Annotated in this window: 22 protein-coding genes; 8 read left to right on the top strand and 14 right to left on the bottom strand. The window is 42.7% G+C overall.

Annotated elements, in window-relative coordinates:
• Nucleotides 1–212: 212 nt before the first annotated feature.
• From miaA to M917_RS12470, 4 genes are all read right to left on the bottom strand, one after another.
• A complete protein-coding gene (gene miaA / locus M917_RS12485) occupies nucleotides 213–1,400 on the bottom strand; it encodes a tRNA (adenosine(37)-N6)-dimethylallyltransferase MiaA (protein WP_021815227.1) in 1,188 nt (395 codons plus the stop codon).
• A 205-nt stretch (nucleotides 1,401–1,605) separates the two neighbouring features.
• The gene (gene mutL, locus M917_RS12480; RefSeq protein ID WP_021815226.1) at nucleotides 1,606–3,357 is read right to left on the bottom strand and encodes a DNA mismatch repair endonuclease MutL; all 1,752 of its coding nucleotides are present in this window, start codon (nucleotides 3,355–3,357) and stop codon (nucleotides 1,606–1,608) included.
• 205 nt (nucleotides 3,358–3,562) lie between these two features.
• Nucleotides 3,563–4,084, bottom strand: coding sequence for a tRNA (adenosine(37)-N6)-threonylcarbamoyltransferase complex ATPase subunit type 1 TsaE (tsaE, locus tag M917_RS12475; RefSeq protein WP_021815225.1), 522 nt, complete (start codon nucleotides 4,082–4,084; stop codon nucleotides 3,563–3,565).
• 5 nt (nucleotides 4,085–4,089) lie between these two features.
• Nucleotides 4,090–4,701 (bottom strand): 6-pyruvoyl trahydropterin synthase family protein, encoded by a 612-nt coding sequence (locus tag M917_RS12470; RefSeq protein ID WP_021815224.1) that lies wholly within the window; start codon nucleotides 4,699–4,701, stop codon nucleotides 4,090–4,092.
• A 323-nt stretch (nucleotides 4,702–5,024) separates the two neighbouring features.
• Here M917_RS12470 and M917_RS14550 point away from each other — a divergent pair, with 323 nt between their 5' ends.
• On the top strand, nucleotides 5,025–5,147 hold the full coding sequence (locus tag M917_RS14550) for a hypothetical protein (protein WP_021815223.1): 123 nt from the start codon (nucleotides 5,025–5,027) through the stop codon (nucleotides 5,145–5,147).
• A gap of 93 nt (nucleotides 5,148–5,240) precedes the next feature.
• On the opposite strand, the gene M917_RS12465 is transcribed toward M917_RS14550, so the two are convergent.
• Nucleotides 5,241–5,573 carry a YnfA family protein gene (locus tag M917_RS12465; RefSeq protein ID WP_021815222.1) on the bottom strand — a complete coding sequence of 111 codons (333 nt, stop codon included), beginning with the start codon at nucleotides 5,571–5,573 and terminating at the stop codon, nucleotides 5,241–5,243.
• Nucleotides 5,574–5,579: 6 nt separating this feature from the next.
• Nucleotides 5,580–6,392 carry a PhzF family phenazine biosynthesis protein gene (locus M917_RS12460; RefSeq protein ID WP_021815221.1) on the bottom strand — a complete coding sequence of 271 codons (813 nt, stop codon included), beginning with the start codon at nucleotides 6,390–6,392 and terminating at the stop codon, nucleotides 5,580–5,582.
• A gap of 313 nt (nucleotides 6,393–6,705) precedes the next feature.
• Between M917_RS12460 and htpX the strand changes: the two genes are divergently transcribed.
• A complete protein-coding gene (gene htpX, locus M917_RS12455) occupies nucleotides 6,706–7,614 on the top strand; it encodes a protease HtpX (RefSeq protein WP_021815220.1) in 909 nt (302 codons plus the stop codon).
• Between the two features lie 105 nt (nucleotides 7,615–7,719).
• Here htpX and M917_RS12450 read toward each other — a convergent pair whose 3' ends face one another.
• Both M917_RS12450 and nspC read right to left on the bottom strand, forming a co-directional pair.
• On the bottom strand, nucleotides 7,720–8,994 hold the full coding sequence (locus M917_RS12450; RefSeq protein ID WP_021815219.1) for a saccharopine dehydrogenase family protein: 1,275 nt from the start codon (nucleotides 8,992–8,994) through the stop codon (nucleotides 7,720–7,722).
• A 239-nt stretch (nucleotides 8,995–9,233) separates the two neighbouring features.
• Entirely contained in the window at nucleotides 9,234–10,445 is a 1,212-nt protein-coding gene (nspC, locus tag M917_RS12445; protein ID WP_021815218.1) for a carboxynorspermidine decarboxylase, read from the bottom strand.
• A gap of 89 nt (nucleotides 10,446–10,534) precedes the next feature.
• On the opposite strand from nspC, the gene M917_RS12440 reads away from it, so the two are divergent.
• Nucleotides 10,535–11,200: a DUF924 family protein gene (locus M917_RS12440; protein WP_021815217.1), complete on the top strand. Its 666-nt coding sequence runs from the start codon at nucleotides 10,535–10,537 to the stop codon at nucleotides 11,198–11,200.
• A 54-nt stretch (nucleotides 11,201–11,254) separates the two neighbouring features.
• Here the strand turns inward: M917_RS12440 and M917_RS12435 are convergent, their stop codons facing one another.
• The 3 genes from M917_RS12435 to lpxB all read right to left on the bottom strand — a co-directional run bounded on the left by M917_RS12435 (nucleotide 11,255) and on the right by lpxB (nucleotide 14,856).
• Nucleotides 11,255–12,451, bottom strand: coding sequence for a CAP domain-containing protein (locus M917_RS12435; RefSeq protein ID WP_021815216.1), 1,197 nt, complete (start codon nucleotides 12,449–12,451; stop codon nucleotides 11,255–11,257).
• Nucleotides 12,452–12,595: 144 nt separating this feature from the next.
• Nucleotides 12,596–13,489 carry a ribonuclease HII gene (locus M917_RS12430; protein WP_021815215.1) on the bottom strand — a complete coding sequence of 298 codons (894 nt, stop codon included), beginning with the start codon at nucleotides 13,487–13,489 and terminating at the stop codon, nucleotides 12,596–12,598.
• Between the two features lie 56 nt (nucleotides 13,490–13,545).
• Nucleotides 13,546–14,856: a lipid-A-disaccharide synthase gene (gene lpxB, locus M917_RS12425; RefSeq protein WP_021815214.1), complete on the bottom strand. Its 1,311-nt coding sequence runs from the start codon at nucleotides 14,854–14,856 to the stop codon at nucleotides 13,546–13,548.
• 353 nt (nucleotides 14,857–15,209) lie between these two features.
• Here lpxB and M917_RS12420 point away from each other — a divergent pair, with 353 nt between their 5' ends.
• Nucleotides 15,210–16,292 (top strand): 3-deoxy-7-phosphoheptulonate synthase, encoded by a 1,083-nt coding sequence (locus M917_RS12420; protein ID WP_021815213.1) that lies wholly within the window; start codon nucleotides 15,210–15,212, stop codon nucleotides 16,290–16,292.
• Between the two features lie 115 nt (nucleotides 16,293–16,407).
• On the opposite strand, the gene pepN is transcribed toward M917_RS12420, so the two are convergent.
• The gene (gene pepN / locus M917_RS12415) at nucleotides 16,408–19,008 is read right to left on the bottom strand and encodes an aminopeptidase N (protein ID WP_040642843.1); all 2,601 of its coding nucleotides are present in this window, start codon (nucleotides 19,006–19,008) and stop codon (nucleotides 16,408–16,410) included.
• A gap of 385 nt (nucleotides 19,009–19,393) precedes the next feature.
• Between pepN and M917_RS14265 the strand changes: the two genes are divergently transcribed.
• From M917_RS14265 to M917_RS12400, 3 genes are all read left to right on the top strand, one after another.
• Entirely contained in the window at nucleotides 19,394–19,993 is a 600-nt protein-coding gene (locus M917_RS14265; protein WP_021815211.1) for a DUF6231 family protein, read from the top strand.
• A gap of 151 nt (nucleotides 19,994–20,144) precedes the next feature.
• On the top strand, nucleotides 20,145–20,663 hold the full coding sequence (pal, locus tag M917_RS12405) for a peptidoglycan-associated lipoprotein Pal (RefSeq protein WP_021815210.1): 519 nt from the start codon (nucleotides 20,145–20,147) through the stop codon (nucleotides 20,661–20,663).
• Between the two features lie 117 nt (nucleotides 20,664–20,780).
• Nucleotides 20,781–21,575 (top strand): 4'-phosphopantetheinyl transferase family protein, encoded by a 795-nt coding sequence (locus tag M917_RS12400; RefSeq protein ID WP_040642798.1) that lies wholly within the window; start codon nucleotides 20,781–20,783, stop codon nucleotides 21,573–21,575.
• A gap of 235 nt (nucleotides 21,576–21,810) precedes the next feature.
• Here M917_RS12400 and M917_RS12395 read toward each other — a convergent pair whose 3' ends face one another.
• Nucleotides 21,811–22,626, bottom strand: a complete 816-nt coding sequence (locus tag M917_RS12395) for a hypothetical protein (protein WP_021815208.1) — start codon at nucleotides 22,624–22,626, stop codon at nucleotides 21,811–21,813.
• Between the two features lie 591 nt (nucleotides 22,627–23,217).
• On the opposite strand from M917_RS12395, the gene M917_RS12390 reads away from it, so the two are divergent.
• Nucleotides 23,218–23,976 carry an IclR family transcriptional regulator gene (locus tag M917_RS12390; protein WP_021815207.1) on the top strand — a complete coding sequence of 253 codons (759 nt, stop codon included), beginning with the start codon at nucleotides 23,218–23,220 and terminating at the stop codon, nucleotides 23,974–23,976.
• A 182-nt stretch (nucleotides 23,977–24,158) separates the two neighbouring features.
• Here M917_RS12390 and mmsB read toward each other — a convergent pair whose 3' ends face one another.
• Nucleotides 24,159–25,130: a 3-hydroxyisobutyrate dehydrogenase gene (gene mmsB / locus M917_RS12385; RefSeq protein WP_406622053.1), complete on the bottom strand. Its 972-nt coding sequence runs from the start codon at nucleotides 25,128–25,130 to the stop codon at nucleotides 24,159–24,161.
• Nucleotides 25,131–25,154: the final 24 nt, after the last annotated feature.

The raw sequence follows: 25,154 nt of genomic DNA, 5'->3' as shown, positions 1-25,154 counted from the left end.
AATATCCCTCAAGCAGCTGCTATTAGGCAGAAATTGGACCGATATTATACTTAATGCTTTAATAGATTGAGATTATAACAGCTATCTTCATCATCATTTGAAACTAATTGTCATTACTTATTTATGTACTTATAAAAATTTCTTAGATTTTCGATACCGCATTTTTTATAGAGAATACTTCTAATAGTATGATTTTTTATTGTAGATACCCTTTATTGCAGATACTCTCGTGCTTGTACCATGGTAGAAAAATCTCGTATCGTTAGAGTATTATTTACAGAGTCATTATTATTGCGTAAATCAGATTCTATTGGCATTACGATAGGAGTATCAGGCAATTGCATGACTTTGCGTAACCAAGTGTGCTGGCGCTTCGCCAACTGCCTCGTAGCATATAATGCCTTATTTTGCATTTGCTGACAAGCAAGTGCCTCTGTCTGAGTCGCAGATCTGATCGATTGAGATTGTGTCTGAAGTATGGTACTCGGCTTTGTTTTTTTATTGACTGACTCATCAAGCGTGCCAAAAGCACTATAAAATTGCGCTCTATCCAAATGTGGTTGAGAAAATACTGGATGGTCAATATGGACTAAATACTCTAATACTTGCCGATAACCAACGCAGCGCATAGCAGGCAAGTTAGGTGTCAACGGATACTGCTCAAGTAAATGAACGACTTCATTCACCAAACCTTCATCCCACATGATGTCTAAACGCTGCTCGATACGCTCATGCAGCCATAAACGATCTGGCATGACTGCCAAGGCGTGCCATTGCTGGTTTGGATTGTGGGCTAATGCTTGTTTGGGTTGGCGCTGCCAGTCACTTATTGGCATGTCTGTTTGCAGGTACACTTCCACAGCGCGGGTAATACGCTGGGTATCAGTGGCATTGAGTCGCTGATGACTGATCGAATCTACTTTACCGAGATAGTCGTATAATGTACCAATGCCCTCCTCTTGTCGCCACTGCTCAACTCTCGCGCGCACGCTGTCATCACTATCAGGCACAGGAGACAATCCATCCAGTAGCGCCATGTAGTACATCATTGTGCCACCCACGAGCAAAGGTATTTTGCCATTCTGGTGACAACGGTCAATTAATTTTGCAACGTCGCTGACAAACTCAGCGACACTATAGCTTTGCATTGGATCAATGATATCGACTAAATGATGCGGATAACGAATTAGCTCAGCAGCAGACGGTTTGGCTGTACCAATATTCATATCGCGATATATCAGCGCTGAATCTACTGAAATTAGCTCATAACGTCCGGTATCGTATAGCTCATAAGCCAGCGCTGTTTTGCCACTGGCCGTTGGTGCCATCAAACACACCACACTATTATCTGCCAATTTATGAGATGAGTTATGAGATAAGCGATCGGACGAATGTCTCATGAAATTGCCTTTAGTAATGATGAGTAGTTGTTAATAATTATGAATATAATCAATCCACTATAGAACAAATACAGTGCTATTAGAGTAATCTTTTCTTACCTGCTATGTCTGCGCAGCTCGATGCTGCGAAAATATTATCCTAGTAGCACGTTACAATGGTTGTACTTTTTTTATTTAGGGTCAGCCAAAACTAAAAGCAGTATCTTTAAAGTTCAGATGAAAGCATCCACGTTACCAATTGATGATTATCGATGATTGCCATTGCATTCTCAGTCAACAATGCTTCGACATCTGTTGTAAACACTGTCAAATCTTGCATAGACATTTGCGCGCTTGCGGTAGTCAATTGCTGATTAATGGCACTGGCACTGCACAGTGTTTCTTCGTTTTGGCATACACCATCATTCTTAAACACATTCGATTCAAACAACCATGCTAACTTTGACCACCAGTCATTTGCACTAATAAGTAAATATTGGCCTTGATGATAAAAGAGGAGCCAAGGCAACGCTTTACGATCGCTGTGTTTAATAAGAGAAGGCTCAAGTATTGAATCATTTAAGCGAGTGATGACCTCTAAACAATGCGGTAAGCCTGTTTTTTCTGCAAATGAATCACCTAAAAAAGTGGTATTCTCCACTGAAACAGTACTTGAAGTATTAACCTTTTGATCCAAAGGCTCATCAATGTGGCATTCTGCTGAATATGCAGATAACTGCTTGTTTACTGGCCGTTTAAGCGGCAGCTGATATGACTGTTTAGGAGATTGTACTTGTCTGTTTAACGCCAGCTCATTGCTAGATGAAATCTTGGATGAATCAAATGATTTACTGGTAGAAATGTGACGGCTTGGTACTTCTTTCTCTTTCTGACCCCTCATTTCTATCGCACTGACCATTTTGAGCTTTGTCCGAAGCGCATGGCTTAAATGCGCCATGATATTGTTTAGTGGACTGATTTTGATGCGCTGTTTGGAGGGATGCACATTGATATTTAGCCATTCAGTGGGTAAATCAAAATATAGCGCATAACCGATGCCTGCAAGCTGTGCTTCTTGAGCCAATTGGCGCAGCTGATTACTAATCAACGCCTCTTTTACCAGCCGGCCATTCACATAGATAAGCTTTGGCAAAGTACGCTTTTGATCACGCATAGGCCATAACCAGCCACTGATACCTGCATGGCTGCTAGCGGTTCTGTGGTATTCTTTTGCGTGCTCTATCAGGCTAGATAGATCTACCGCCACTTCAATGGCACTCTCCATCAACGAGGTGCCAATGGCTTGCTCAAGGCGTGATAAGGACAGACGATTATTGTTACTACTTGCGCTTGCAGATAATGAGAGCCTTTTCTTATTATCGTGAAAGAGCGTGAGCGTGATATCTGCCCGCGCTAAGGCTACTTCACGAACGATGGTTTCAATATGCCCAAATTCGGTTGCAATCGACTTTAAATTGCCTCGGCGGGCAGGCACGTTAAAGTATAAATCTCTGACCGTGATCGTCGTACCACGATTGTGCACAACAGGTAGTAGTTTCGGCGTATCATCCAGTATACCTGCGACCTGTAATTGGCGGCCGATACCACTATGGTCATGACTGCTGGTCAATGTCAGACGCGAAACAGCAGCCGTCGCTGCCAATGCCTCTCCACGAAAACCCAACGTCATAATGCCATGAAGATTGGCCACATCAGCGACTTTACTGGTCGCATGACGAGTAATCGCCATCACCATATCATCGGGGTGAATACCAGCACCGTTGTCCACCACTTCAATCATGCCCATACCGCCTTGAGCAATATGTACCGCGATTGTGGTAGCACCCGCATCAATGGCATTCTCAAGTAACTCTTTGACCACCGCTGCAGGACGCGTTACGACCTCACCAGCAGCTAATTGATTGATTAGCAATGGCGACAGTTTTTTAATACGTGTATTAGAGAAATTATCGGGCATTAATGAGCATCATATATTTCGAAGTGCACGTCAGGTATTCATCATATGTTACAGTCAGTTCAATATAAACGAGAGTCAGCGAGACTGGGATAAATTTTTTGTAGCATCGAGCTGCAACGGCACAGCAAGCAAGAAAAAATTGTACCAGTTTCGCTTTGTAATATCGCGTACCCGTTTTATTTGGTATCAACTATTAACCTAAAAACTAAATATTAAGCACTGATAAATCTATCCCTTGCGCTTGTCCTGATTTCGACAGTCGCAGCTCAACTTGACGAGCGTCCTTATCATTATCGTCATTACCTTGGGTCATATCAATAAACAGCGATGGTGGTGGCAAATAACTATCGGCACGACTGGCCCATTCGATAATGACCAGCGCATTTGGTTCATCCAGATACTCATCAAAACCTATAAATGACAACTCTTCTGGATCTTGCAGGCGATACAGATCCGCATGATAAACAGGTTTACTTGTCCCATCAGTTTGTCGAATAGTATAAGGCTCAACCAACGTATAGGTCGGGCTTTTGACTGCATCTTGATGACCTAATGCCTGTAGCCAATAGCGAGTCAATGTGGTTTTGCCTGCACCCAAATCCCCTGCCAGCCAGACACTTCCTGTCAATGACAAAGCAGCCAGTTGCTTTGCTAAAGCTTGCGTATCCTCTTCAGAGTGCAATATCAATGTTTTCACATTTTCGTTATCTGTTATATTATTAGACATCTGGCTTAATCTGCCTTTACTTGCGTCTGTACCTGCATGGTCACTGACGGATTGACAAAACGCTCCCCACGAATCAACTTGGCATACAGCTCAGGATCATGCCATTCAGCACAAACTTGCTCACTAAACTCAAACGCTTCTAAATCAAGTTTGCCCATTTGCTCATTAGCCACATCATCAGCAAAACACTGCGCATAACCAGTCGCGGTTTCGTGTGCAATCACCGAATAAACGCTGACATCTGTCTCACCATTTTGCATTTGAGTTTGTTGTAAAATCTCTTGCGCCCAAAAAAATATCACGCGTGAGAACTGCTCTGCCGATGGTGATACTGGCAAACTTATCCAACGCGCACTGAATTTTTTGCAAGCAGCGATATAGTCAGGATCGTCTTTATTCCAAAAACAAATGGCATGATCAAAACTATCAATAATGTCTTTGATCGAAGATTTTAGCAGACCAAAATCATAAACCATCTGTCCCTGATCCAAGCGCTTGGCCTCAAGAATCAATTCAATCTGGTAGCTATGACCATGAATAGAATGCTTACAACGCTCAGAGCTACAATTACGAACAATATGAGCGTTTTCAAATTTAAAAAGTTTACGAATACGCATGATAATCAACCAAAACAGTAAGCATCTTTGTGCTAAATGAGAGTTTGCCACATCGGCTTGTCGCCCATTATAGCAAATCGTCCTCTATCCGTAAGTAAGCACTTATGAATACTCATATTGATTGAACGAATCAATTGCATTCAATCCTCACTAAAAAATTGTTAAATCGTAGTGGAATTGTGCAAGCGCTATCAATTGCCCAGCCTTAAGTCTATACTCAAATCAAAATGCAGCGTTTACATCGAATGTAGCGCGTCTCTATTAAGTCGATTTAATCTTACTTAGAAAACCGTATATATTTGTTACCCCAAGAGGAAAATACCATGAGCAAAGGCCAAGACAGTAAAAAGAACGTCAAAAAGAAACCGCTTTTGACAGCAAAAGAGAAGAAAGCAGCCAAACAAGCAAAGAAAGATGATAATGGCAGTATCTTAGGCAAACATTAATATTGAGCGCGTTACTATACTAATTGAATATAGACTAATTGCATCTATGCCAATCACTCTCACCGTTTGATTGGCATTTTCCATATCATGTAATCATGTACTGCGCGGCGCAAACATAATAATCGCCATTCCTACTAGCGCAACTATAGAGCCGAATATATCCCATGTAGTGGGCCGAATGCCATCCACTGTCCACAGCCAAATGATTGCCATAACGACATATACTCCACCGTAAGCGGCATAGACTCGACCTACCGCCGTTGGATGTAGTGTCAGCAACCACACGAAGGCCGCCAAACTAAGCACGGCAGGAATAAGCAGCCAAATGGACTTACCTTCTCGCAGCCAAAGATAAGGCAAATAACATCCCACAATCTCTGCTAGTGCTGTCAGCGCAAAAAGCCCTACTGTCTTTAGTTCAGTCAAAGTCTATTATTCCTCAACTGTGATAAAACCCGTCATATACTGCACGGCGTTACCAGAAACCAGTACTCTATTATTTGCCACGGTACAGTTAAGCACGCCGCCTCTCTTAGACGCTTGATAAGCAATCAATTCATTTTTATTCAGACGCTTAGCCCATAAAGGCGCTAAACCAGTGTGTGCCGAACCCGTTACAGGATCTTCATCACCGCCGTTAGCTGGCCAAAAATAACGTGAGATAAAATCATAGTCTTTGTATTCAGCAGATTTGGCTTGGCACGTAACCACTACATCTAAAGGGGTAAGCTGTTTTAGTTGCTCGTTATCACGCTTTACATTTAATACATCAGACTCAGAATCATAAATCACAAAATAGGCTTGCTCATTACGATAAATCTCAACTGGCATAATAGAAAGACCTGCCGATAAACGCTCAGGAATATCATCGATTTTTTCAGGCATTCTATTAGGGAAATCCATTTGTATTTTCCCAGCCTCTGTTTGTAAGACTGTCAAAATTCCAACCGCTTCGGCTGAAAATTTAATGGCATCTACAGTAGGGTTTTTGTTAAATAAAACAAAGGCTGATGCCAAGGTCGCATGTCCGCAAAAAGCAATCTCGGTAAATGGTGAAAACCAACGAATGTGATAAATGCCTTCTTTATCAGCAACGATAAAGGCGGTTTCCGATAAATTATTTTCAAAAGCAATAGATTGCATCAAATCATCACTTAACCACTTCTCTGTGATAATCACCGCAGCGGAATTGCCTTTAAACATAGTATCAGTAAAGGCATCGATGACATTTATTTCTAATTGCATTTGATATTCTCTTTTTAGTTATATGAATGACTATTGAGTTATTGATGAGCTTATCGATAAAAACTTATCTCAATCTCGCTAACTCTCTTTTATATTGACCTAACTATATAACGACCGATAGTAGCAAAAACATCCTAGTGCTGCTAGCTTGAATAGTAGCACTAGGATGTAATGTTGCAGCGATTAAACCATCAAAGGTATTGTTATTTATCAAAATAACGCCATTTACATAGAATCAAAATATATGAATAACTGCTTACCAAAGGATTCTGTCCTGAAGTTGCACTTAAATTTTAATTAGGAAATTAGCGTCATGATGCGTATTGGATTGTTCTTATTAACCAACTTAGCGGTGATTGTGGTATTTAGCATCGTGTTTGGTATTTTATCCAGATTTTTTGGAATTGGAGGCGTACACACGGCAGGTGGGCTAAACTACACCAGTCTGGCGATTATGTGCGGCATATACGGCATGGTTGGTTCGATGGTATCACTATTTATCTCGAAATGGATGGCCAAAAGATCAACGGGGACGGTGGTTATTAAAACACCCAGCAATGCCACTGAACAATGGCTCGTAGATACTGTTGCCAAACAAGCGCGAGCGGTAAATATCGGTATGCCTGAAGTAGGGATTTTTAATAACTCACAGCCAAATGCCTTTGCTACCGGCTGGAACAAAAATAAAGCGCTGGTGGCGGTTTCATCTGGTTTACTGCAAAACATGAATCAAGATGAAGTAGAGGCGGTACTCGCACATGAGATTGGCCATGTGGCCAACGGTGATATGGTCACACTGGCGCTCATTCAAGGAGTAGTGAACGCCTTTGTGATGTTCTTTGCGCGTATTATTGGTAGTTTCGTAGACCGGACTGTATTCAAAAATACCAGCGATAGTCCTGGAATTGGGTACTTTGTGACTAGTATTGTGATGGATATTTTGCTCGGTTTCTTGGCATCTGCCATTGTGATGTGGTTCTCGCGTCTACGCGAATTCCGTGCTGATGAGATGGGGGCAAAACTTGCCAGCAAAGACAAAATGATTAGTGCGCTTGATGCACTGCGTCCTTCTGCACAGCGCCCAGATCAAATGCCAGAGAGCATGAAAGCATTTGCGATCTCATCGGGACAAACACAAGGCTTTAGTATCGCGAACCTGTTTCGCTCACACCCAACGCTCGATGACCGTATTGCGGCGTTGAGAGCATATAATCCTAGTTGAAGCGTGATAGATTGAATAATTTTTTAGAGTGTGATCCTCCAATTCTATTAGCCCAAAAAAGCCCATCTATAACAGATAGGCTTTTTATTGAATCAAATTCGCTAACTAAATATCAAACTCAAGCGCTCTATCGCCTTCGCTGTCTTTGATACGCGTTGGCAAGCCAATCTTATTCAATAGATTGATAAATGGCTTGGCATCCAGCTCTTCGACATTGACCATCTTGCCCGCATCCCACTCACCAGTCGCGACTAACATGGCTGCCGCAACAGGTGGTACGCCTGCAGTATAAGAGATGCCTTGGCTACCGACTTCATTATAAGCGTCTTTATGGTCGGAGATATTATAGATAAATACCTCGGTATCGACGCCATCAATCTTGCCTTTGACCTTGTCACCAATACAGGTTTTGCCAGTATAGTTCGGCGCAAGCGAGCTTGGATCTGGTAGTACGGCTTTGACGACTTTTAACGGAATCACTTTTTGGCCTTCAGCTGTCATCACAGGCTGCTCAGACAGCAGACCTAGGTTTTGGAGCACAGTGAAGACATTCATATAATGCTCACCAAAACCCATCCAAAAGCGGATATTTGGTACGTCTAAATTAGCCGATAGCGAATGCACTTCATCATGACCACTTAGGTAGCTGTTTTGCACGCCAACAACTGGCAGATCATCGGTACGCTTCACTTCAAACATCTTGTTAGATTGCCACTTGCTATCCTGCCAAGAGTAGACCGTTCCAGTAAATTCACGGAAATTAATCTCAGGATCAAAGTTAGTGGCAAAATATTTGCCGTGGTTGCCTGCATTAATATCAATAATATCAATGTCAGTAACCGAGCCTGCATCCATCATGTCATAGCCAAGACGTGCATAAGCATTAACCATACCAGGATCGAACCCTGCGCCTAAAATAGCGGTGACATTATTGTCTGCACAGCGTTGCTTACGCTTCCATTCATAGTTGTCATACCATGGCGGCGTCTCACAAATCTTGCTTGGATCTTCATGGATAGCAGTATCAATATACGCCACACCTGTCTCAATACAAGCTTCGAGCACCGTCATATTGACAAATGCTGAGCCAACATTAATGATAATCTGCACACCAGTGGCTTGTATGAGATCGATCAATGCTTGGGTATCCATAGCATCGACTTGATGCGTATGCAATACCGCATGCGTTTTAAAGCTGTCTTTTTCTATGACGCTTTGAGCGATAGCGTTGCACTTGTCTAAAGTACGCGAGGCGATATGAATCTCGCCAAGTACGTCATTATGCATGGCACATTTATGTGCCACCACTTGAGCGACCCCGCCTGCCCCAATGATAAGTACGTCTTTTTTGCTGGGCTTAACTTGTTGGTTTGTGTTCAATGAACAATCCTCCTTTGTGTCCCTGTCGATACCATTGATCGCGGCTATGCAAAACAGAAACGAGTGAATGATATGCGTGAATTAAAAAGGAAGACCGAGGAAAACCCACGCACCCGTCGGGCAAATAATACTCTCGTATTTGCCCGACGCGATTATAACAATTTTTACATGCTTTTCGGCAATAATTAATAAATAATATAACCAATAGTTTTGTATGTAACAAACCAGCAGACTTAAAATTAAGACAAGCTTGCTTTGTAGTCTTGATAATCGAACTCGCGCTGAATATCGATACTGCCATCCAGACGGCGAATCACAATGGCTGGCATATTCACACCATTAAACCAATTTTTCTTTACCATGGTATAACCTGCGGCATTACCAAAGGCAATCTTATCCCCTACTTTTAAATTACTCGGTAATTCATATTCACCAAAGATATCACCCGCCAAGCAAGATCGACCATAAATAATGGTGTTGTCTGACGAGTTATTTTTGTCTATCGCTTTTATTTCGATAGCGTCATTATTAATAGCGGCAATTGATGCAGGCTCTTGATAAATCAGCAAATCGAGCATATGCGCCTCAATGGAGGCATCGACGACCGCCAAGTTTTTTTCATTGTGCATGGTATCTAACACGGTTGTGACCAATGAACCTGCACCATGAATACTCGCCTCGCCTGGCTCAAGATACACTTGTACGCCATAAGTCTCGCTAAACCCTTTTAATCTTTCGGCCAGTTTTTCTAGTGGATAATCAGGCGCGATAAAGTGGATGCCACCGCCCAAGCTCACCCACTCTAGCTGCTCTAAAATGTCTCCAAATCGTGCCTCAATGTCTGCCAAACTCTCACTAAAGGCTTCAAAGCTGTCATTTTCACAGTTGTTATGAATCATCACACCCGTAATATCATTGAGTACCGCTGCAATTTTGTCTTTATCATGCTCACCAAGACGACTAAAAGGACGAGCAGGATCCGCAATAATAAACGATGAATTGCTCGTTTTTGGGTTCAGGCGCAATCCGACTGGAATACCTTGCGCCGCTGCTTGATCTTTAAACGCGTTGAGTTGCGAAATCGAATTAAAAATAATCTTATCAGCGTAGCTGAGTACTTCAGGGATTTCATCGGCGCTATAGGCCACGCTATAAGCATGCGTTTCTTTCTTATCTTTACTATTAACATCGGCATTATTACCAAAAGTCTCATGACCCAAACGCACCTCATTCAATGATGACGAGGTCGTGCCATGTAAATAAGGCTGCATCACATCAAATACACCCCATGTTGCAAAGCATTTGAGCGCCAGTAACGCCTTGGCGCCTGATAACTCACACAGCCGAGCGATAATCTGCATATTGGCAACGATTGCCGCTTCATCAAGCAGGTAATAAGGCGTTGATGGCAAAGAGGCGTCGGGAGTTTTTACTGAGTTTTTTGCGTTCATAAAGGTTACCTAATAGCCGCTGTTGGCATCATGACAGAGATAAATATTTGCGCTATAGTAGACTAAATTCATCATAATTAGAATATCTTATGTCATTATCCACCGATTATTCCTCTTCTACCAACCGCACCAATGTATCGGCAGTTGATCCAAAAAATATCAGTTTAGAGTATCTCAATGCTGATGCCCGTGCGGTCTTGGATTTTTGGTTTGACAAAGACAACGAGCAATATTGGTTTGCCAAAAACGATCCATTTGATCAGCAGATAAATGATAAATTTGGCACAATTTGGCAGGCGGCAAAGCAGGGAGAATGTGTGACATGGCGCATCACAATATCACCAGCAGACAGCAACAGTTCAATCACCGCCTTGGCTGGACGCTTGGCAGAAATTATTGTCTTAGATCAGTTTTCACGTAATCTATGTCGCGGGCGAGCGTGTGCCTTTTCGCAAGACAGTATGGCATTGGTATTGGCACAAGAGGCCATTCAGCATCCGCATTTTGATACGCTACCAGTAGATTGGCGCAAGTTTATGATTATACCTTTTATGCATTCAGAATCATTGATGATTCACGAGCGTTATCTGCCACTGTTTGAACAGCTAGGCGATGCTGAAACCTTGGATTTTGAGCACCGTCATAAAGATATTATCGAGCAGTTTGGTCGTTATCCCCATCGTAATGACACGTTAGATCGCGAGTCAACGGACGAAGAAGAGGCCTTTTTGCAGCAGCCGAACTCGTCTTTTTGATGTCATTTTATGCATAAAATCTTATTATGTATAAAATCTTAGCAAAGGTGCAGTTTATGCGCTATTCACTGCACCCGTCTTAAAGACAAAGCTCTTGCGCTCTATCGCCTTGTTGTCTATCAATACATCAAAGCTCACGCGATATTCACTATTGCCATGCAAACCGCAGTTTTTACTTCTGCTACTAAAAGCCTCGCAGCTTTTTAAATCGTCAGTAATAGGTAAGATAAACGCTTCATTTTCTGGCAAGGCATTGGTCGTATTTTTGTAAGGATCTTGACGATAATCTAGCAATTCAATCGGCACATTGATATTGCGCCGCATATCATAAAATGTCACATTGCTGATATTAATCGTGCGTGCGGACGGCACACTGATATAGACGGGTTGCCCAATTGGGTCAATTTGTAAATCTCGACCCGTATGTTTAACGGGGTCGGGAATTTCATTATATAGCGCAGTCACGGTATCAGTGACACCTTGACACGGATAAGTAAATACGCCTTCGATGGTTGCGTTTTTGGTCGCTTGCGTTGCTGCGGTCTTATTGACCAATACATACCCTTGATTATCGGTAGCGTCTTTATTATATGGCTTATAGGTAACCATACCCGTGCCAGTCAGATATAAGCTTGGCGACATAAGAGACCGCAAGTGATACGGCGCAGCCAACAATGACTTGGCCATTGAGCTTGCCATGACCTCTGAGCTAAACAGCTTACCTGCTGAACTATAATACATCGATTGTGCGATATTCTCGGCTGCCCCAAAGCGTGCATTAGCGTAGTCTGCATTTGATAACCGCGCTCCCAAATCTAGCCCGCCAAAAAACGGATTGTTGGTATTGGTCACGTTTGCAATATCTGCAATCTCATTCTCGTAATGTGCATTAAATAGGGTCGGTGTGCTATTGGCAAAAACGTATTTGATATAATTGGCATGCTGGGTGGCAATATTTTCTAAAGCCGTATCAGCAGACAAACCATTTAGACCACAACTGGTTCTCGCCAAACTAAATGTATTGTTGGCAATTAACGCCGCATTGGTATCGTTGGTTCCTATTGAATTGGTAGCCTGATCGTCAAGATTATCATTCGACCGGTCTATAGAGGCATCGCTCGGCTCGGCGATAGGTGGAATGATTCTCGGCGCAGGAGTCTTATCAGCGTCTTCCCCACCGCCATTGCAGGCAGTCAAAAGTACCGTTAAAAACAGTATGGTCGCAACGTTATTTTGTGAGGTGTGGGACATTACCCTTGATCCTATGACGTGGTAGCACACATATGAATATAATATAGCTTAAAATCAACTATATAGGTATTGGTAAGCGATATTATAGTGCTTCATGATACTGTATTTTTGCTTAGGCTATTTTGAGTACCAGTTGCTATTAATTTAGCGTACGTTTTCAAGTGCCTTTCTTACGGGCGCAAAACTGCGTCTATGCGCAGATAGTACGCCATACGTCTCAATTGCTTCCATATGTGCCCGTGTCGGATAACCTTTGTGCTTGGCAATGCTATACTCTGGGTGCTCGGCATCAAGGGCATACATGGTTTTATCACGACTTACCTTTGCCAATATACTGGCTGCCGCGATACTGGTATGACGCGCATCACCCTTCACCCAAGCTTGGCAATCAATCAACGATTTTGTTATACCTATTTCATTAAGCATTGCATAATCTAGATCAGGGCAGCGATTACCATCAAACAATATCTGAACTTGCTGATGAGGTCTTATTTGAGAGATTGCATGGCTTGTTTCAATCACATCGTTAACAAGGTGTTTGGATATCGCTGCTAGCAATGCCTCTGTACATAAACGCATACCGAGCATCGTCGCTTGCAAGATATTGACCTGATCGATGACTGCTGCTGGCACATCAGCGATGACTTGACCAATGGCATACTGAAGAACCCGTGGATAAAGAATATCACGCTTCTTTTCGCTCAGTTGCTTTGAGTCCGTCAATAGTGACAATGGCGTATCCTTGAGGGGCTGATCCTCAATCAGTCCTGACCAAGCCGAAGGTAATATCGCAGCAGCCACATTGACACTGCCTAGTAAGGGGCCACGCCCTGCTTCATCAACGCCGATCTGTAGTGAGGACTGTGCTAAATCCTCTCTTTTATTTATCGCATATTGAATAAGCAGCTCGGAGACATTTAATTGACCTGATAAGTGGATGGGTGCCGCCAGTTGAACGTATTGGCCTTTAATATCAACTTGCTCAATACTCATGTCAATTAGTGTCATATTACTTTCTACAAAATGCTGATTACTCATAGCGTTGTGATGTCTTTTTATTAATAGGATGAGAATGGGTTACGAGCGATTGTCAATTAGGCGTTGTGGCTATCGTGCATAAACCACTGCTCAATCACGCTATTAGCAGGGTCATGGTTGCTCTGCTGTTGCAATGATTGCTTGGTATCTACAAGGTCTCTTAATTGCTCGGCATAAGCACGTGGCTGCATGAGGCGCATGACTGTACGGCAAATATTATCGCCACTCGCCTGCTCTTGGATAAGCTCAGGGACGATTGCGGTACCCGCTAAAATATTGGGCAGTGCCACATAAGGCACTTTTACCAACCGCTTGGCAATTTGATAGGTTAGCTGATTTAGTTGATAAATAACTACCATTGGTCGCTCAAGTAGCATCGCCTCTAACGTTGCCGTACCAGATGCCAGCATGACAACATCCGATGCCGCCATTGCCTGCTGACTAAAAGCTGGCTGGCTATCATCATAGACCACAACGATAGCCGCGCGCAGTTGCTCTGAGCGTCGATCAATGACATCTTGGACGATATATTGATGATTTTGATCAACAGTTGGAATGATAAAACACAGCTTGGGATCTAACAATATCAGCTTTTGGATACCGTCCAGCATCAATGGCAAAATGGCGGTAATCTCGCCGCGCCGTGAGCCCGGCATCACACAAATAAGCTGACTGACATCATCAAATCGTTCAATAAAAAACTGCTGCAACCCATCATTGTGCCAGACCAGCTCGCTACGGCGCTGATTGATAGGCGTGTCCAATAACGCTTGATCGATGGTACGTAGCAGCGGATGACCGACACAGATTGCTGGGTGGTTGTGGCGTTCATAGACTGGTAGCTCAAACGGGAATAAACACAACACCAGATTGGTAGCGGCTTTAATATTGTGGATGCGCGACTCACGCCACGCCCAAATAGAGGGACTGACGTACTGCACACAGAACACGCCTTGTGGCTTTAGCTTTTTAGAGACTCTCAGATTAAAGTCAGGCGCATCAATACCAATAAACCAATCAATCTCAGCTGCTTTAAACGCCGTCAGTAATTCACGGCGGGCTTTGAGCAAATCAGGCAACTGTGACATAACCTCCACCAGCCCCATCACCGCTAAACGTGCCAATGGAAAAATACTTTGCATCCCTTGCGTTTGCATTTTGGAGCCACCAACGCCCACCCAAATGATATCATCACGCAGGTTGTTCATTTGCTGCATGAAATCAGCCCCCAAACTGTCGCCTGACACTTCACCAGCGACAATTCCTATAACGAGTGGTGTCGTCTTTATTGTCGCTACGTATTGATCAGGCAATGTCTGAGCGATGGCAGCAGTATGTTCATTATGAGGCGTAGCAGAATCTGTCATGACAAGCTCTCGATATTCAAAATTACAATTAATACAAAAATGACTATTATAAAAGATAACCCATAAAATGCGCGATAAGATGACCAAACCAAATGAGCATTCTTATCATCTATCGTATTTGGATTCAGTCGTTTATGTCGTCATCATACGTGACGATGGCATAAATAGCTAAAATCGCGTATAAATTCTATAAAAAATCAACCATTCTGAAGTGTCAACAATTTTTAGCTATAACTAAGTTTTGGTTTCCTCATTCCAGTTATCAGTCAATTAACTGCTCGACTACCCTTGTCAATCAACACTTTTGTCCGCATAATGAATATTCCTATAAATCAGCTAGATGATATATAACCATGACAACATCAGTTACCCATAATGCAGATATTGACGACGTGAATATTGAAAAATTTATTCCTTTGATTACTCCCGCTGAGCTAAAAACTGAGCTGCCTCTATCAGATGAAGCCTATAAAACCGTACTAAACGGTCGAAACACTATCCAAAATATCTTGGATGGTAAAGACAAGCGTCTGTTTGTAGTTATTGGGCCATGCTCGATCCATGATATTAAAGCCGCTCACGAGTATGCTGATCGGTTGGCCATATTGGCAAAAGAGATCGAAGACAGTGTATTTGTCGTGATGCGTGTTTATTTTGAAAAACCGCGTACCACTGTCGGCTGGAAGGGTATGATTAATGACCCTGATATGAATGACAGCTTCGATATCGAGAAAGGCTTGCGTACAGCTCGTAAGCTACTGCTTGATTTGAATGAGAAAGGTCTGCCTTGTGCCACTGAAGCATTAGATCCTAACACCCCGCAGTACATGCAGGATTTGATTAGCTGGTCAGCAATTGGCGCACGTACCACTGAGAGCCAAACGCATCGTGAAATGAGCTCTGGCTTATCATGTCCAGTTGGCTTCAAAAACGGTACTGATGGCGGTATGACGGTTGCGGTCAATGCCATGCAAGCAGTAAAAGCGGGCCATAGCTTTTTGGGTCTGTCATCAGATGGCAAAGTCTCTATCATTAAATCCAAAGGTAACCCTTATGCCCATGTAGTACTACGCGGTGGCAACGGCAAACCCAATTACGATGAAACGGCTGTCGCTCAAGCAGAAAGCGAGCTGGCAAAAGGCAAAACCAATAGCAAGATTATGATTGACTCAAGCCACGCCAACTCAGGTAAAGATCCGTATCTACAGCCAATGGTCATCAATAACGTTGCGGAGCAAATCCAAAACGGTAATAAGTCCATTATTGGTATGATGATTGAAAGTCATCTCAAAGGCGGTCGTCAGGATTTAACAGAAGATCTTGATGCACTTGAATATGGCATGTCCATCACTGATGGCTGTTTAGATTGGGACAGCACCGTTACGGCGTTACACAGTCTACACGATATGGTAAAAGACGTATTGCCCACTCGTTAATAGCGATTGGATATATTGACTCGGTGTTAAGCCATTCATGAAAAAATCCCGCCTGATATCAATGATGTCAGGCGGGATTTTTTATCTATTGATCTATGAGTAAGTCTGTCTTACATTAACCATTTTCGGCCTTTAGTACACTCTCTAAACTTTCAATTACGTGTTTGGAAGCGGCGTGTTTTTGCAAGTCCAAAAGTTTATTATGAGCCATTTGACGACGTGGCTCAACCAATGTATTCCATCTTGCTAACGTTTGTAATAAGCGTGAGGCCAATACCGGATTGGCATCATCCAACTTTTTGATCACCCCTGTATAAATCTCTAAACCCTCTTGTGTCCATAATACCGTTGGCTGCGAGCTAAAGGCGCTAATAACCGAGCGTACGCGATTGGGCGTATTCCAGTCAAAGTCTTGATGCTCAAGTAAGGATTGAATAACATCGGTACTAACAGTATCAGCAGACGCTTGCACACTGAACCATAAATCAATGACCAAATCATTTTCTTGAAAGCGTTCATAGAAGTCGGCCAAATACTCATCAGCATTTGTCACTTGATGATTGACCATGGCTTTTAATGCACCAAAGCGTTCGGTCATACAGCTGGCATTATTATACTGCTGCTCAGCCCATTCTACTGCGCCATTGACATTGGCAGTCAATGCCATGTCCAGCACCACATTACGCAAGGCGCGTGTACCGCGAGCATCGGCACTATCTTCGTAAGACTGCATTGGTAGCTGCTCATAAAGCCCTGCCCACTGATCTTTTAACGCCTCTGCGACCTGTTGATACAACGCTTCACGTTGGGCTTTAATCAACTCTGGATCATAGTTTTTGTTGATGGCAGACGCCAGTTCTTGCGCTGAGGGGATATCAAGCAAACGCGCGGCTAACATGGCATCATCGGCTGCCAGTCTCGGCAACGTTTGTGCCAATGCCTGCAAATAAACGTCCGGACTGCTTTTTGAGCCTTGGCCTTGCAGCAAAATACGATTGACCAGCATTTGTGTCACTTGCCAACGGTTAAAACCATTGGTCTCATGTGTCAGTAAAAACGCCAAATCTTCATCCTGATAATCATAATTAAGCTGGACAGGCGCGCTAAAGTCTCGCAATAAAGACACCACAGGCTCGCTAGCTACATCTTCACAAGCAAAGGTTTGTGTTGCCTGATCTAAGAGCAACATACGCTCAGCGATGATATTACCCGAGTCTTTATCAAATAACGCCGTCGCCACCGGAATCGGCAAGGGTTTTGGTGCATCAAAACCACTGACGTGACGTGTCTGCTGACTCAAAGTAATGGTTAGCGTTTGCGTGGCACTATCATAATTTTGGTGACCCGAAACAACTGGCGTACCAGGTTGGCGATACCAATCGATGAAGTCCTCAATCTTATTATCAGTGATACTGAGCGCAGATAAAAAGTCCTCAACGGTGACGGCTTGCCCATCATAACGACGGAAGTACTCATCCGTCCCTTTACGAAAATCTTCTTGCCCCAATGTATTGGCAATCATACGAACAATCTCAGCGCCTTTCTCATAAACAGTCGTCGTATAAAAGTTATTAATCTCAACGAAGCTCTCAGGACGCACAGGATGCGCAAGTGGCCCAGCATCTTCGCTAAACTGATGCGCACGTAAAGTCGCGACATCATCGATACGCTGTACGGCACTCGATTGCTGATCCGCTGAAAACGACTGATCACGATAGACCGTAAATCCTTCTTTTAAGCATAACTGGAACCAATCACGACAAGTGATGCGATTGCCCGTCCAGTTATGGAAGTACTCGTGAGCAATAATGGCTTTGACGCTAAAGCTACGTGCATCAGTCGTCGTTTCTGGACTAGAGAGCACACAGGCGGTATTGAAAATATTGAGACCCTTGTTTTCCATCGCGCCCATATTAAATTGGCTGACCGCCACGATCATATAACGATCCAAATCATAGGCTCGGCCATAATTGACCTCATCCCATTTCATGGCATCCTTTAGGGCTTGCATACCGACATCACATTTATCGATATCAGCAGACTTCGCGTATATCTCAAGTAGGACATTTCGACCCTCACTGGTTTTATAAGAATCGGTTAATACGTCTAAATCAGCGACCACACAGGCAAACAGATAGCTTGGCTTATTGGTGGGATCATGCCAAATGGCATAATGGCGGTTTGGCTCGTCAGTTACCTCCCCTGCTTCGACTAAGTTACCATTAGCCAATAACGTTGGGTAACGTTTATCTGCCTCAAGACGCGTGGTAAATATCGCCAAAACATCGGGACGGTCTGGATAAAAAGTAATCTTGCGAAAACCTTCAGGCTCACACTGAGTGACGAACATCGTATCATCACCACTACCTGCCATATAAAACCCTTCAAGCGCCGTATTGGTCTGTGGGCAGATGCGTACTTGAATCTCTAATGTAACCTCATTAGGAGCATCAGAAATCGTCAGCTTCCCTGCTTGTTGCTGATAATCCTCAGTACCCAGTTGACTGCCATTCATCTTCACCATTAGCAGCTCTAAATCTTCACCGAACAATACAAGATCGCCTGTGGTTTGGCGTACCATTTTCAGAACGCTGTCTATCTGGGCATATGTTTCAAACAACTTAATATCTAAATCAATGGTTTCCACATCAAAACTTGGTTTTTTATAGTCTTTTAAGTTGATTTTACTAGGCGCATGCGGCGGTACGTCCGGCATATCTGGATTGATAATTTGAGCATCGGTTTCAGCAGTCGACATATGAATTCCTATTATTTTGAGAGTGAGGTATTTATGATATAACCATACAGAGGGAAGTGTTGAAGCACTATAACGGAAGTAGCAAAAGGCACAGCCGTGATAACGTATTACTAAGATAGTACTTTCTTGCTTGCTGTGCCGTTGCTGCCAGAGGCTGCGAAAACCTATCCTAGCGCCCTGATTTATTTTATAGTGGATTGACTATAGATTGACCTGAAACGCTAAAATTCAAGACCATGATTAGAATCATGAGATGATTAACATGCGTTAGCAATTGGATAATGACGACTAAAATGATTTAATAGACGCACTGATGACCCACATTCTATAAACGGCCTATTATATGACAAAGCACATTGCCAGTCGCTCAGATATTACTTTACCACTACTCAGAGACTATGTTGATGCTCTGCTACCATCGCTAGCGAATGGTAATGCTGAGGTGTTATGGATTGTACAAGACAACAGTGCTTGCGCGGCCTTAAGAGCACAGCTAAAAAGCCACATACCTAATACAGACAATGATGCAGCAGTGAACGCAACTCGGAAATTACAAGTATCGACTTTATCAGAGCTTACGCAACAACAGACATCTAAACGCTATGAGCTTACCTGCTTTTGGCTCCCTACATTATCATCAGAACAGCTACAAAAATGTATTCCACTACTTATGCGGTATCGCGATCTTTATGCTGCACACTTGCTAATCGCCCTTGATAGCACTATAGACTTAAAGGCTTATGGTTTCACCCCATTTGACATCTTGAATGAGCATGCTTTAAAAACAGATGATAGTAATCAAACCATATTACCCTCGTCACTCACTTCATCGGTATCAACCACGCTGTGGCAGTTTAATTTGTATGATTATAAACAACTGCCCAATTGGCTCAACGCCGACTACTGGGCCAATCCTGAAAACTGGGGCAAACATCGGTGGTAAAACATTGCATATCTATCTGTAAATTCTAGGGATATTTACAGTAATACTACTTACATAAAGTAACATTTAGTATATGATAGATAGCAATTGCCTAAGTTTTATCGTAAGCAGTTTAAAAAAACAAATTTAATTAAAATTTTAGGAGCTCATTATGTCAACCAGTTTTTCTAAGATCGCGGTTCTTGCTGTATTATCAAGCGCGGTTGCATTAACCACAGGTTGTGCTACCAAACGTTCTACTTCTGAAGTGGTGGTTGCCCCACTAGGTATTCCAGGCGGTCAAGTTGGATACACTGGCGCTGTTATCGTAGATAACTCGAATGCGGTCATTTCTGGTGCTGAGAATTTGCAAGCGGTTGTCTATTTTGCCTTTGATAGCAGTGCTATTACGACACAAGCAGCAAATGTTCTAAATCAACATGCAAGCTTGCTAAGCTCAAACCCAGCCGCTGGTGTGGTCATCGCAGGTCACACTGATGAGCGTGGCAGCCGTGAATACAATATCGCATTGGGTGAGCGCCGTGCCCAAGCAGCACGTGATTATCTTGCTGCCCAAGGTGTCGCTGTAAATAATATCCGTGTCATCAGCTATGGCGAAGAACGTCCTGCAGTTGCTGGTAACACAGAAGACGCTTATGCTCAAAACCGCCGCGCTGAACTGTCTTATTAAGACTGGTAGACCAATAAAAGTCAATAAAACTTAATGTTCTTTATAAAAGCCCAGCGATACCACATTGCTGGGCTTTTTACGTTTTACTCAGTCAACTAACATCAATCGACACACTCAATGATGCCAATCCTAACTCATACCCAATATACTCAGCTCGCCCCTACGACGTGGTGTGCCACGGCACAAGTGAATGACGCTCTATCTCAAAGCTTTGAAGAATTATGGAGGCAATCATCATGGTTACTCGTCTCTCATATACCACCTATTATAAATTTCTATAGGCATGATGAGCTCAATTGGCAGAACTACCTTTCACCTGTAACTTTGTCAGTACGTGATATGACTCATAATCAACGCCAGCTACAGCGTAAAGGCGTTCGACTATTACTACAACAGTTACTGGATCAGCTAGAAATTAATGATGCTTTGGATGAGTCTGCTTTTCCTTATCGATTGATCAATAATAACTACTATGTTTGCTTTAGTCATACAGGCTCTAAGAATAAAAATGACGTGAATAACAACTCTGGTCAAGCAACTCATCAGCCCCTAAATAATCAAGTTGCCGTGATTATTAGCCGCGATCGTCCTGTAGGGATTGATATAGAAGCAAACGACGTTGCATGGAAAGTAGCACAACGTTTTTATTCAGCCAATGAGATTGCCACCATACAAGCACTGCCAATGATTCAACGTAATATTGTCACTAAGCTCCTGTGGCAAATAAAAGAAAGTTTAATTAAGATACATCAGTATACATTGGCACAAGGCCTAGGTAAGGACTACGCTTATCTCATTGCTGGTTTGCTCAATGCCATAAAAGAGCCTTCTCCTTTAATCGTCATTCCCGATATTCAGTCTCATTACCATATTGCAGTTTTGCCCGCCCAACAAACTATCGTCATCTTTTAGAGATTTTGTAAATATATAGTTGAAGCAGTTTATAAAGCGGGTACAAGGCAACCGAGTACAGATAGTAACGTTATATAGCAAGCGAGGCTAACAGCGTACCCACTTATAAATTCTCTGACTATATTTGTCGCGAATAATGGTCGTTACTTTATTACAAACAAAAAAAACGACCCTAATTAGGATCGTTTTTTTATTTTACTATCATTCTAATAACAGTACTTAAACTGCTATCAGATTAGAAACGGTAAGTTGCACCAACTTTAACAATTGGCATCCACTCAAGATAGTCTTTATCTTCTAGCTCTTGCTCAGCAGCATTAGCGGCCGCAGCTGCCTCGATTGGGTTAGTGCCATTGCCTGCAGCACGTACAGTTGCATCTGTTTTGCCCATATACGCGGCACCTAGTTCTCCAAATACACCGAAATTATTAGTGATATTAGGACGGAAACCAACAGTTGCGTACGGTGCTAATTTGTTGCGATGCTCTAAGCTACCCTCTAAGGTACCTACTTCGTCTGCATCATAATCAACATCATCAATTCTAAAATTACCATCTTTAGCATTGGCACGAACATCGATATCATTATCAGGAACAATGATACCAGCGCCCATTGTAAACCAGTTACCAGCAGGACGTAATTGTACGCCTAGGTAAGGGTTGCTGAAATCTGTATCAACATCGTAGTTTACGTCGTTTGCATCAAAGTCGCCGCCGAATAGGTCAGCAACATCGCCACCTGCCCAACCAGCTTGTAATTCAGTTTTCTCGTTTACAGACCAACCAATGTTAGCACCATAACCTAACGTACCAACTTCAGCACTAACAGATGCTGGGTTGATAGCAGTTTGGAAAAGTGTTTTCGTACCACCAAAGATAGCACCTGTTGTGTTACGTACCACACCAGCATCAGCATTGTAGGCATAAGAAGCAGGTTGTGCTTCATAAACAACAGTGTCATTACCGTCAACAACGATAACAGGTTCAGCAGCTAGTGCAGCAGTTGATGCTAATACAGCAGCAGAAATTGCTGTTAATTTAATAAGTCTCATAAATACTCTCCTAAAGTGTGGAATAAATCGCCCAAAAAAATGATAATTTAGTGTTTTTTAAATCAATCATTTTGTTGAGCAGATTAAAACAATTTTGGCTGGAAAAGTCACCCCTATAGGTGGGCTTTTTATTTGCCATTATGTAAAGATTGCATAGGTATTGTAATAATTGCTACACCAACCCGCAAAACTTCGGCTTTCTGTTACACAATACTCTTAAAGCAACCAAACTACCCTCGCATGAATATTGGCTAGCTTAATGTTCCTGTGAGGGTATTACAAAACGTGTCATCATAATGACCTACCTCACTATTTAATACAATGACAGTTATATGGGTTATTACTACAGTTTGTTGTGTTTTGTGAGTGGGCGTATCTATTATTGCTATTATATAAAAGCTAAGACATGCAAATGAGTCATATAAATATTGCTATATAGCATGACTAGTTCTCGTATAAGCTTGATATTATGCTAAATTAGAAACTATGACGAAATAGCACAGGGCTTCTGATTTGCTACTGTCTGTTCTATTTATGAAAATGTTGTGATGTTTTTTATTTTATTCTTTTTATTATCATTGAGTCATTCATATGCCTAAAGTATCGTCGATTACCCGTGTTCTAGAGATAATAGAGGCTGTGTCTTACGCCTCTAAGCCGCTCTCGCCACTTGAGCTGTCGCAAGAGCTGGATATTCCTAAACCAACCATGCATAGATTGATTCAAAATTTGGTTGATGATGGATTTTTGACCGTCGATATTGGCGGTGGTATTATTCCGGGTAAACGGGTACGTAACTTAAGCGTCGAGCTTTGGCAGCAGCGGTTATTTTTTAATGAGCGGCAAATGATTTTGCAGAAACTGGTTGATGAGATTAAAGAAACCTGTGGTATTGGTGTTCCCTATCACATGCATATGATCTATACTAATCGGGCACAAACAACTTTGCCGCTACAGATTTATTTACCCGTAGGTGCAAAGTCACCCATGTGGTGTACTGCCACAGGCAAGCTATACCTGAGCCAATTATCTGCCGCGAGTCGCCATAAGATATTGCAAGGGCTGCCACTAGACAAATTCACCAAAAACACCATTACAAATATCGATGCGTTAAATGCCGAGCTTGATCGTATTGCTGAAGCTGGCATCGGTATCGATAATGAGGAATTCATTTCTGAGATGGTGGCAGTGGCCGTACCCATATTAGACAAAAAATCACGCTATCTGGCGTCGTTATATGTGCATGCACCAACCATAAGGGTTTCATTGGATGAGCTGTTGGCTCATGTACCTCGCTTACAAAAAGCGGCGCAGGATATTCAGACACTCGTATACGATCTGCAAAGCTAAATACCCTAATGAGCAAACGCGAAAAAGACCTGTACCATTATAATGACACAGGCCTTTTTTAGTTTTATTTCTGATGAATCGTTTCCTTTTTTCAAAAACTTGAGTAGTAAGAAAAACGAGAGTACCAATAGCTAGTAGACTAGCGAGCTGGACGCTGCTAATCCTATTTTTTGAAATTAGCATTAAGACAGCACTGAGCTATCGTGGCGACCCATAATGCTAGAGAAGTCCTTATCGCCATTTTCTACTGAATGAGCCTCATATAGCTCGGTCGCTTTGGCACCCATTGGCGTTTCAACATGGGTATCTTGAGCCGTTTGCATGGCAAGATTGAGATCTTTTTGCATCAGCTTGCTCATAAATCCGCCTTGATAACCATTGCTAGAAGGCACGTTTTCCATGACTTGTGGATAAGGGTTGTAGACTTCTAATGTCCAGTTGCGACCTGAACTTTGCAACATGATATCCGATAAGACTTTAGGGTCTAAGCCGTTTTTGACGCCCAAATTGATGGCTTCCGCTGTCCCTGCCATAAGAATACCAAGCAGCATGTTGTTGCAAATTTTGGCAACTTGGCCAGCACCATGATCGCCAGCATGAAAAATATTTTTGCCCATCACGGCCAATATTGGCTTAGCTTTGGCAAAGACATCGTCGCTGCCACCAACAATAAACGTCAAACTACCAGCGATTGCACCGCCTGTACCACCAGACACTGGCGCGTCTAAGAAGTCTATACCAAGCTTGATTGCCGCATCTGCAACTTTCATGGCATCAGCCGCCGCTATCGTACTGCTGTCGATGACCAGTGTGCCTTTCGGTAACGCTGCAAGTAAACTATCGCTACCATTTTTACCCAAGTAGACAGAATGAACGTGCTTGCCAGCAGGCAGCATGCTGATCACCACTTGAGCATTACTGACAGCATCTTTAGGACTACTAGCAACGCTTGCCCCTGCTTGTTGTAAACGCTGAGTCGCTGATTCAGACAAATCATAGACTGACAGCATATATCCTGCCTTTAATAAGTTTTCTGCCATCGGTGCACCCATATTGCCAAGGCCAATAAAAGCAATATTGGGTTTATCAGTATTTTGCTCCATCGTATTTATATTCTTTGTACCCATCTCATCGCTCCTTGATGATTTATGCAGACATTGCTACATATAGCCTGTCAT

The organism is Psychrobacter aquaticus CMS 56 (assembly GCF_000471625.1).
GTDB lineage: Bacteria > Pseudomonadota > Gammaproteobacteria > Pseudomonadales > Moraxellaceae > Psychrobacter > Psychrobacter aquaticus.
This window is presented reverse-complemented; position numbering and strand designations above follow the sequence as displayed.

What these genes read in the sequence shown, in the direction of transcription:
- M917_RS12435 (WP_021815216.1), bottom strand. Translation starts at nt 12,451, where the DNA reads ATGTCCCACACCTCACAAAATAACGTTGCGACCATACTGTTTTTAACG.
- M917_RS14550 (WP_021815223.1), top strand. Translation starts at nt 5,025, where the DNA reads ATGAGCAAAGGCCAAGACAGTAAAAAGAACGTCAAAAAGAAACCGCTT.
- nspC (WP_021815218.1), bottom strand. Translation starts at nt 10,445, where the DNA reads ATGAACGCAAAAAACTCAGTAAAAACTCCCGACGCCTCTTTGCCATCA.
- tsaE (WP_021815225.1), bottom strand. Translation starts at nt 4,084, where the DNA reads ATGTCTAATAATATAACAGATAACGAAAATGTGAAAACATTGATATTG.
- pal (WP_021815210.1), top strand. Translation starts at nt 20,145, where the DNA reads ATGTCAACCAGTTTTTCTAAGATCGCGGTTCTTGCTGTATTATCAAGC.
- M917_RS12470 (WP_021815224.1), bottom strand. Translation starts at nt 4,701, where the DNA reads ATGCGTATTCGTAAACTTTTTAAATTTGAAAACGCTCATATTGTTCGT.
- M917_RS12395 (WP_021815208.1), bottom strand. Translation starts at nt 22,626, where the DNA reads ATGAGACTTATTAAATTAACAGCAATTTCTGCTGCTGTATTAGCATCA.
- lpxB (WP_021815214.1), bottom strand. Translation starts at nt 14,856, where the DNA reads ATGACAGATTCTGCTACGCCTCATAATGAACATACTGCTGCCATCGCT.
- htpX (WP_021815220.1), top strand. Translation starts at nt 6,706, where the DNA reads ATGATGCGTATTGGATTGTTCTTATTAACCAACTTAGCGGTGATTGTG.
- M917_RS12460 (WP_021815221.1), bottom strand. Translation starts at nt 6,392, where the DNA reads ATGCAATTAGAAATAAATGTCATCGATGCCTTTACTGATACTATGTTT.
- pepN (WP_040642843.1), bottom strand. Translation starts at nt 19,008, where the DNA reads ATGCCGGACGTACCGCCGCATGCGCCTAGTAAAATCAACTTAAAAGAC.
- M917_RS12400 (WP_040642798.1), top strand. Translation starts at nt 20,781, where the DNA reads ATGATGCCAATCCTAACTCATACCCAATATACTCAGCTCGCCCCTACG.
- M917_RS12440 (WP_021815217.1), top strand. Translation starts at nt 10,535, where the DNA reads ATGTCATTATCCACCGATTATTCCTCTTCTACCAACCGCACCAATGTA.
- M917_RS12390 (WP_021815207.1), top strand. Translation starts at nt 23,218, where the DNA reads ATGCCTAAAGTATCGTCGATTACCCGTGTTCTAGAGATAATAGAGGCT.
- M917_RS12420 (WP_021815213.1), top strand. Translation starts at nt 15,210, where the DNA reads ATGACAACATCAGTTACCCATAATGCAGATATTGACGACGTGAATATT.
- miaA (WP_021815227.1), bottom strand. Translation starts at nt 1,400, where the DNA reads ATGAGACATTCGTCCGATCGCTTATCTCATAACTCATCTCATAAATTG.
- M917_RS14265 (WP_021815211.1), top strand. Translation starts at nt 19,394, where the DNA reads ATGACAAAGCACATTGCCAGTCGCTCAGATATTACTTTACCACTACTC.
- M917_RS12430 (WP_021815215.1), bottom strand. Translation starts at nt 13,489, where the DNA reads ATGAGTAATCAGCATTTTGTAGAAAGTAATATGACACTAATTGACATG.
- mutL (WP_021815226.1), bottom strand. Translation starts at nt 3,357, where the DNA reads ATGCCCGATAATTTCTCTAATACACGTATTAAAAAACTGTCGCCATTG.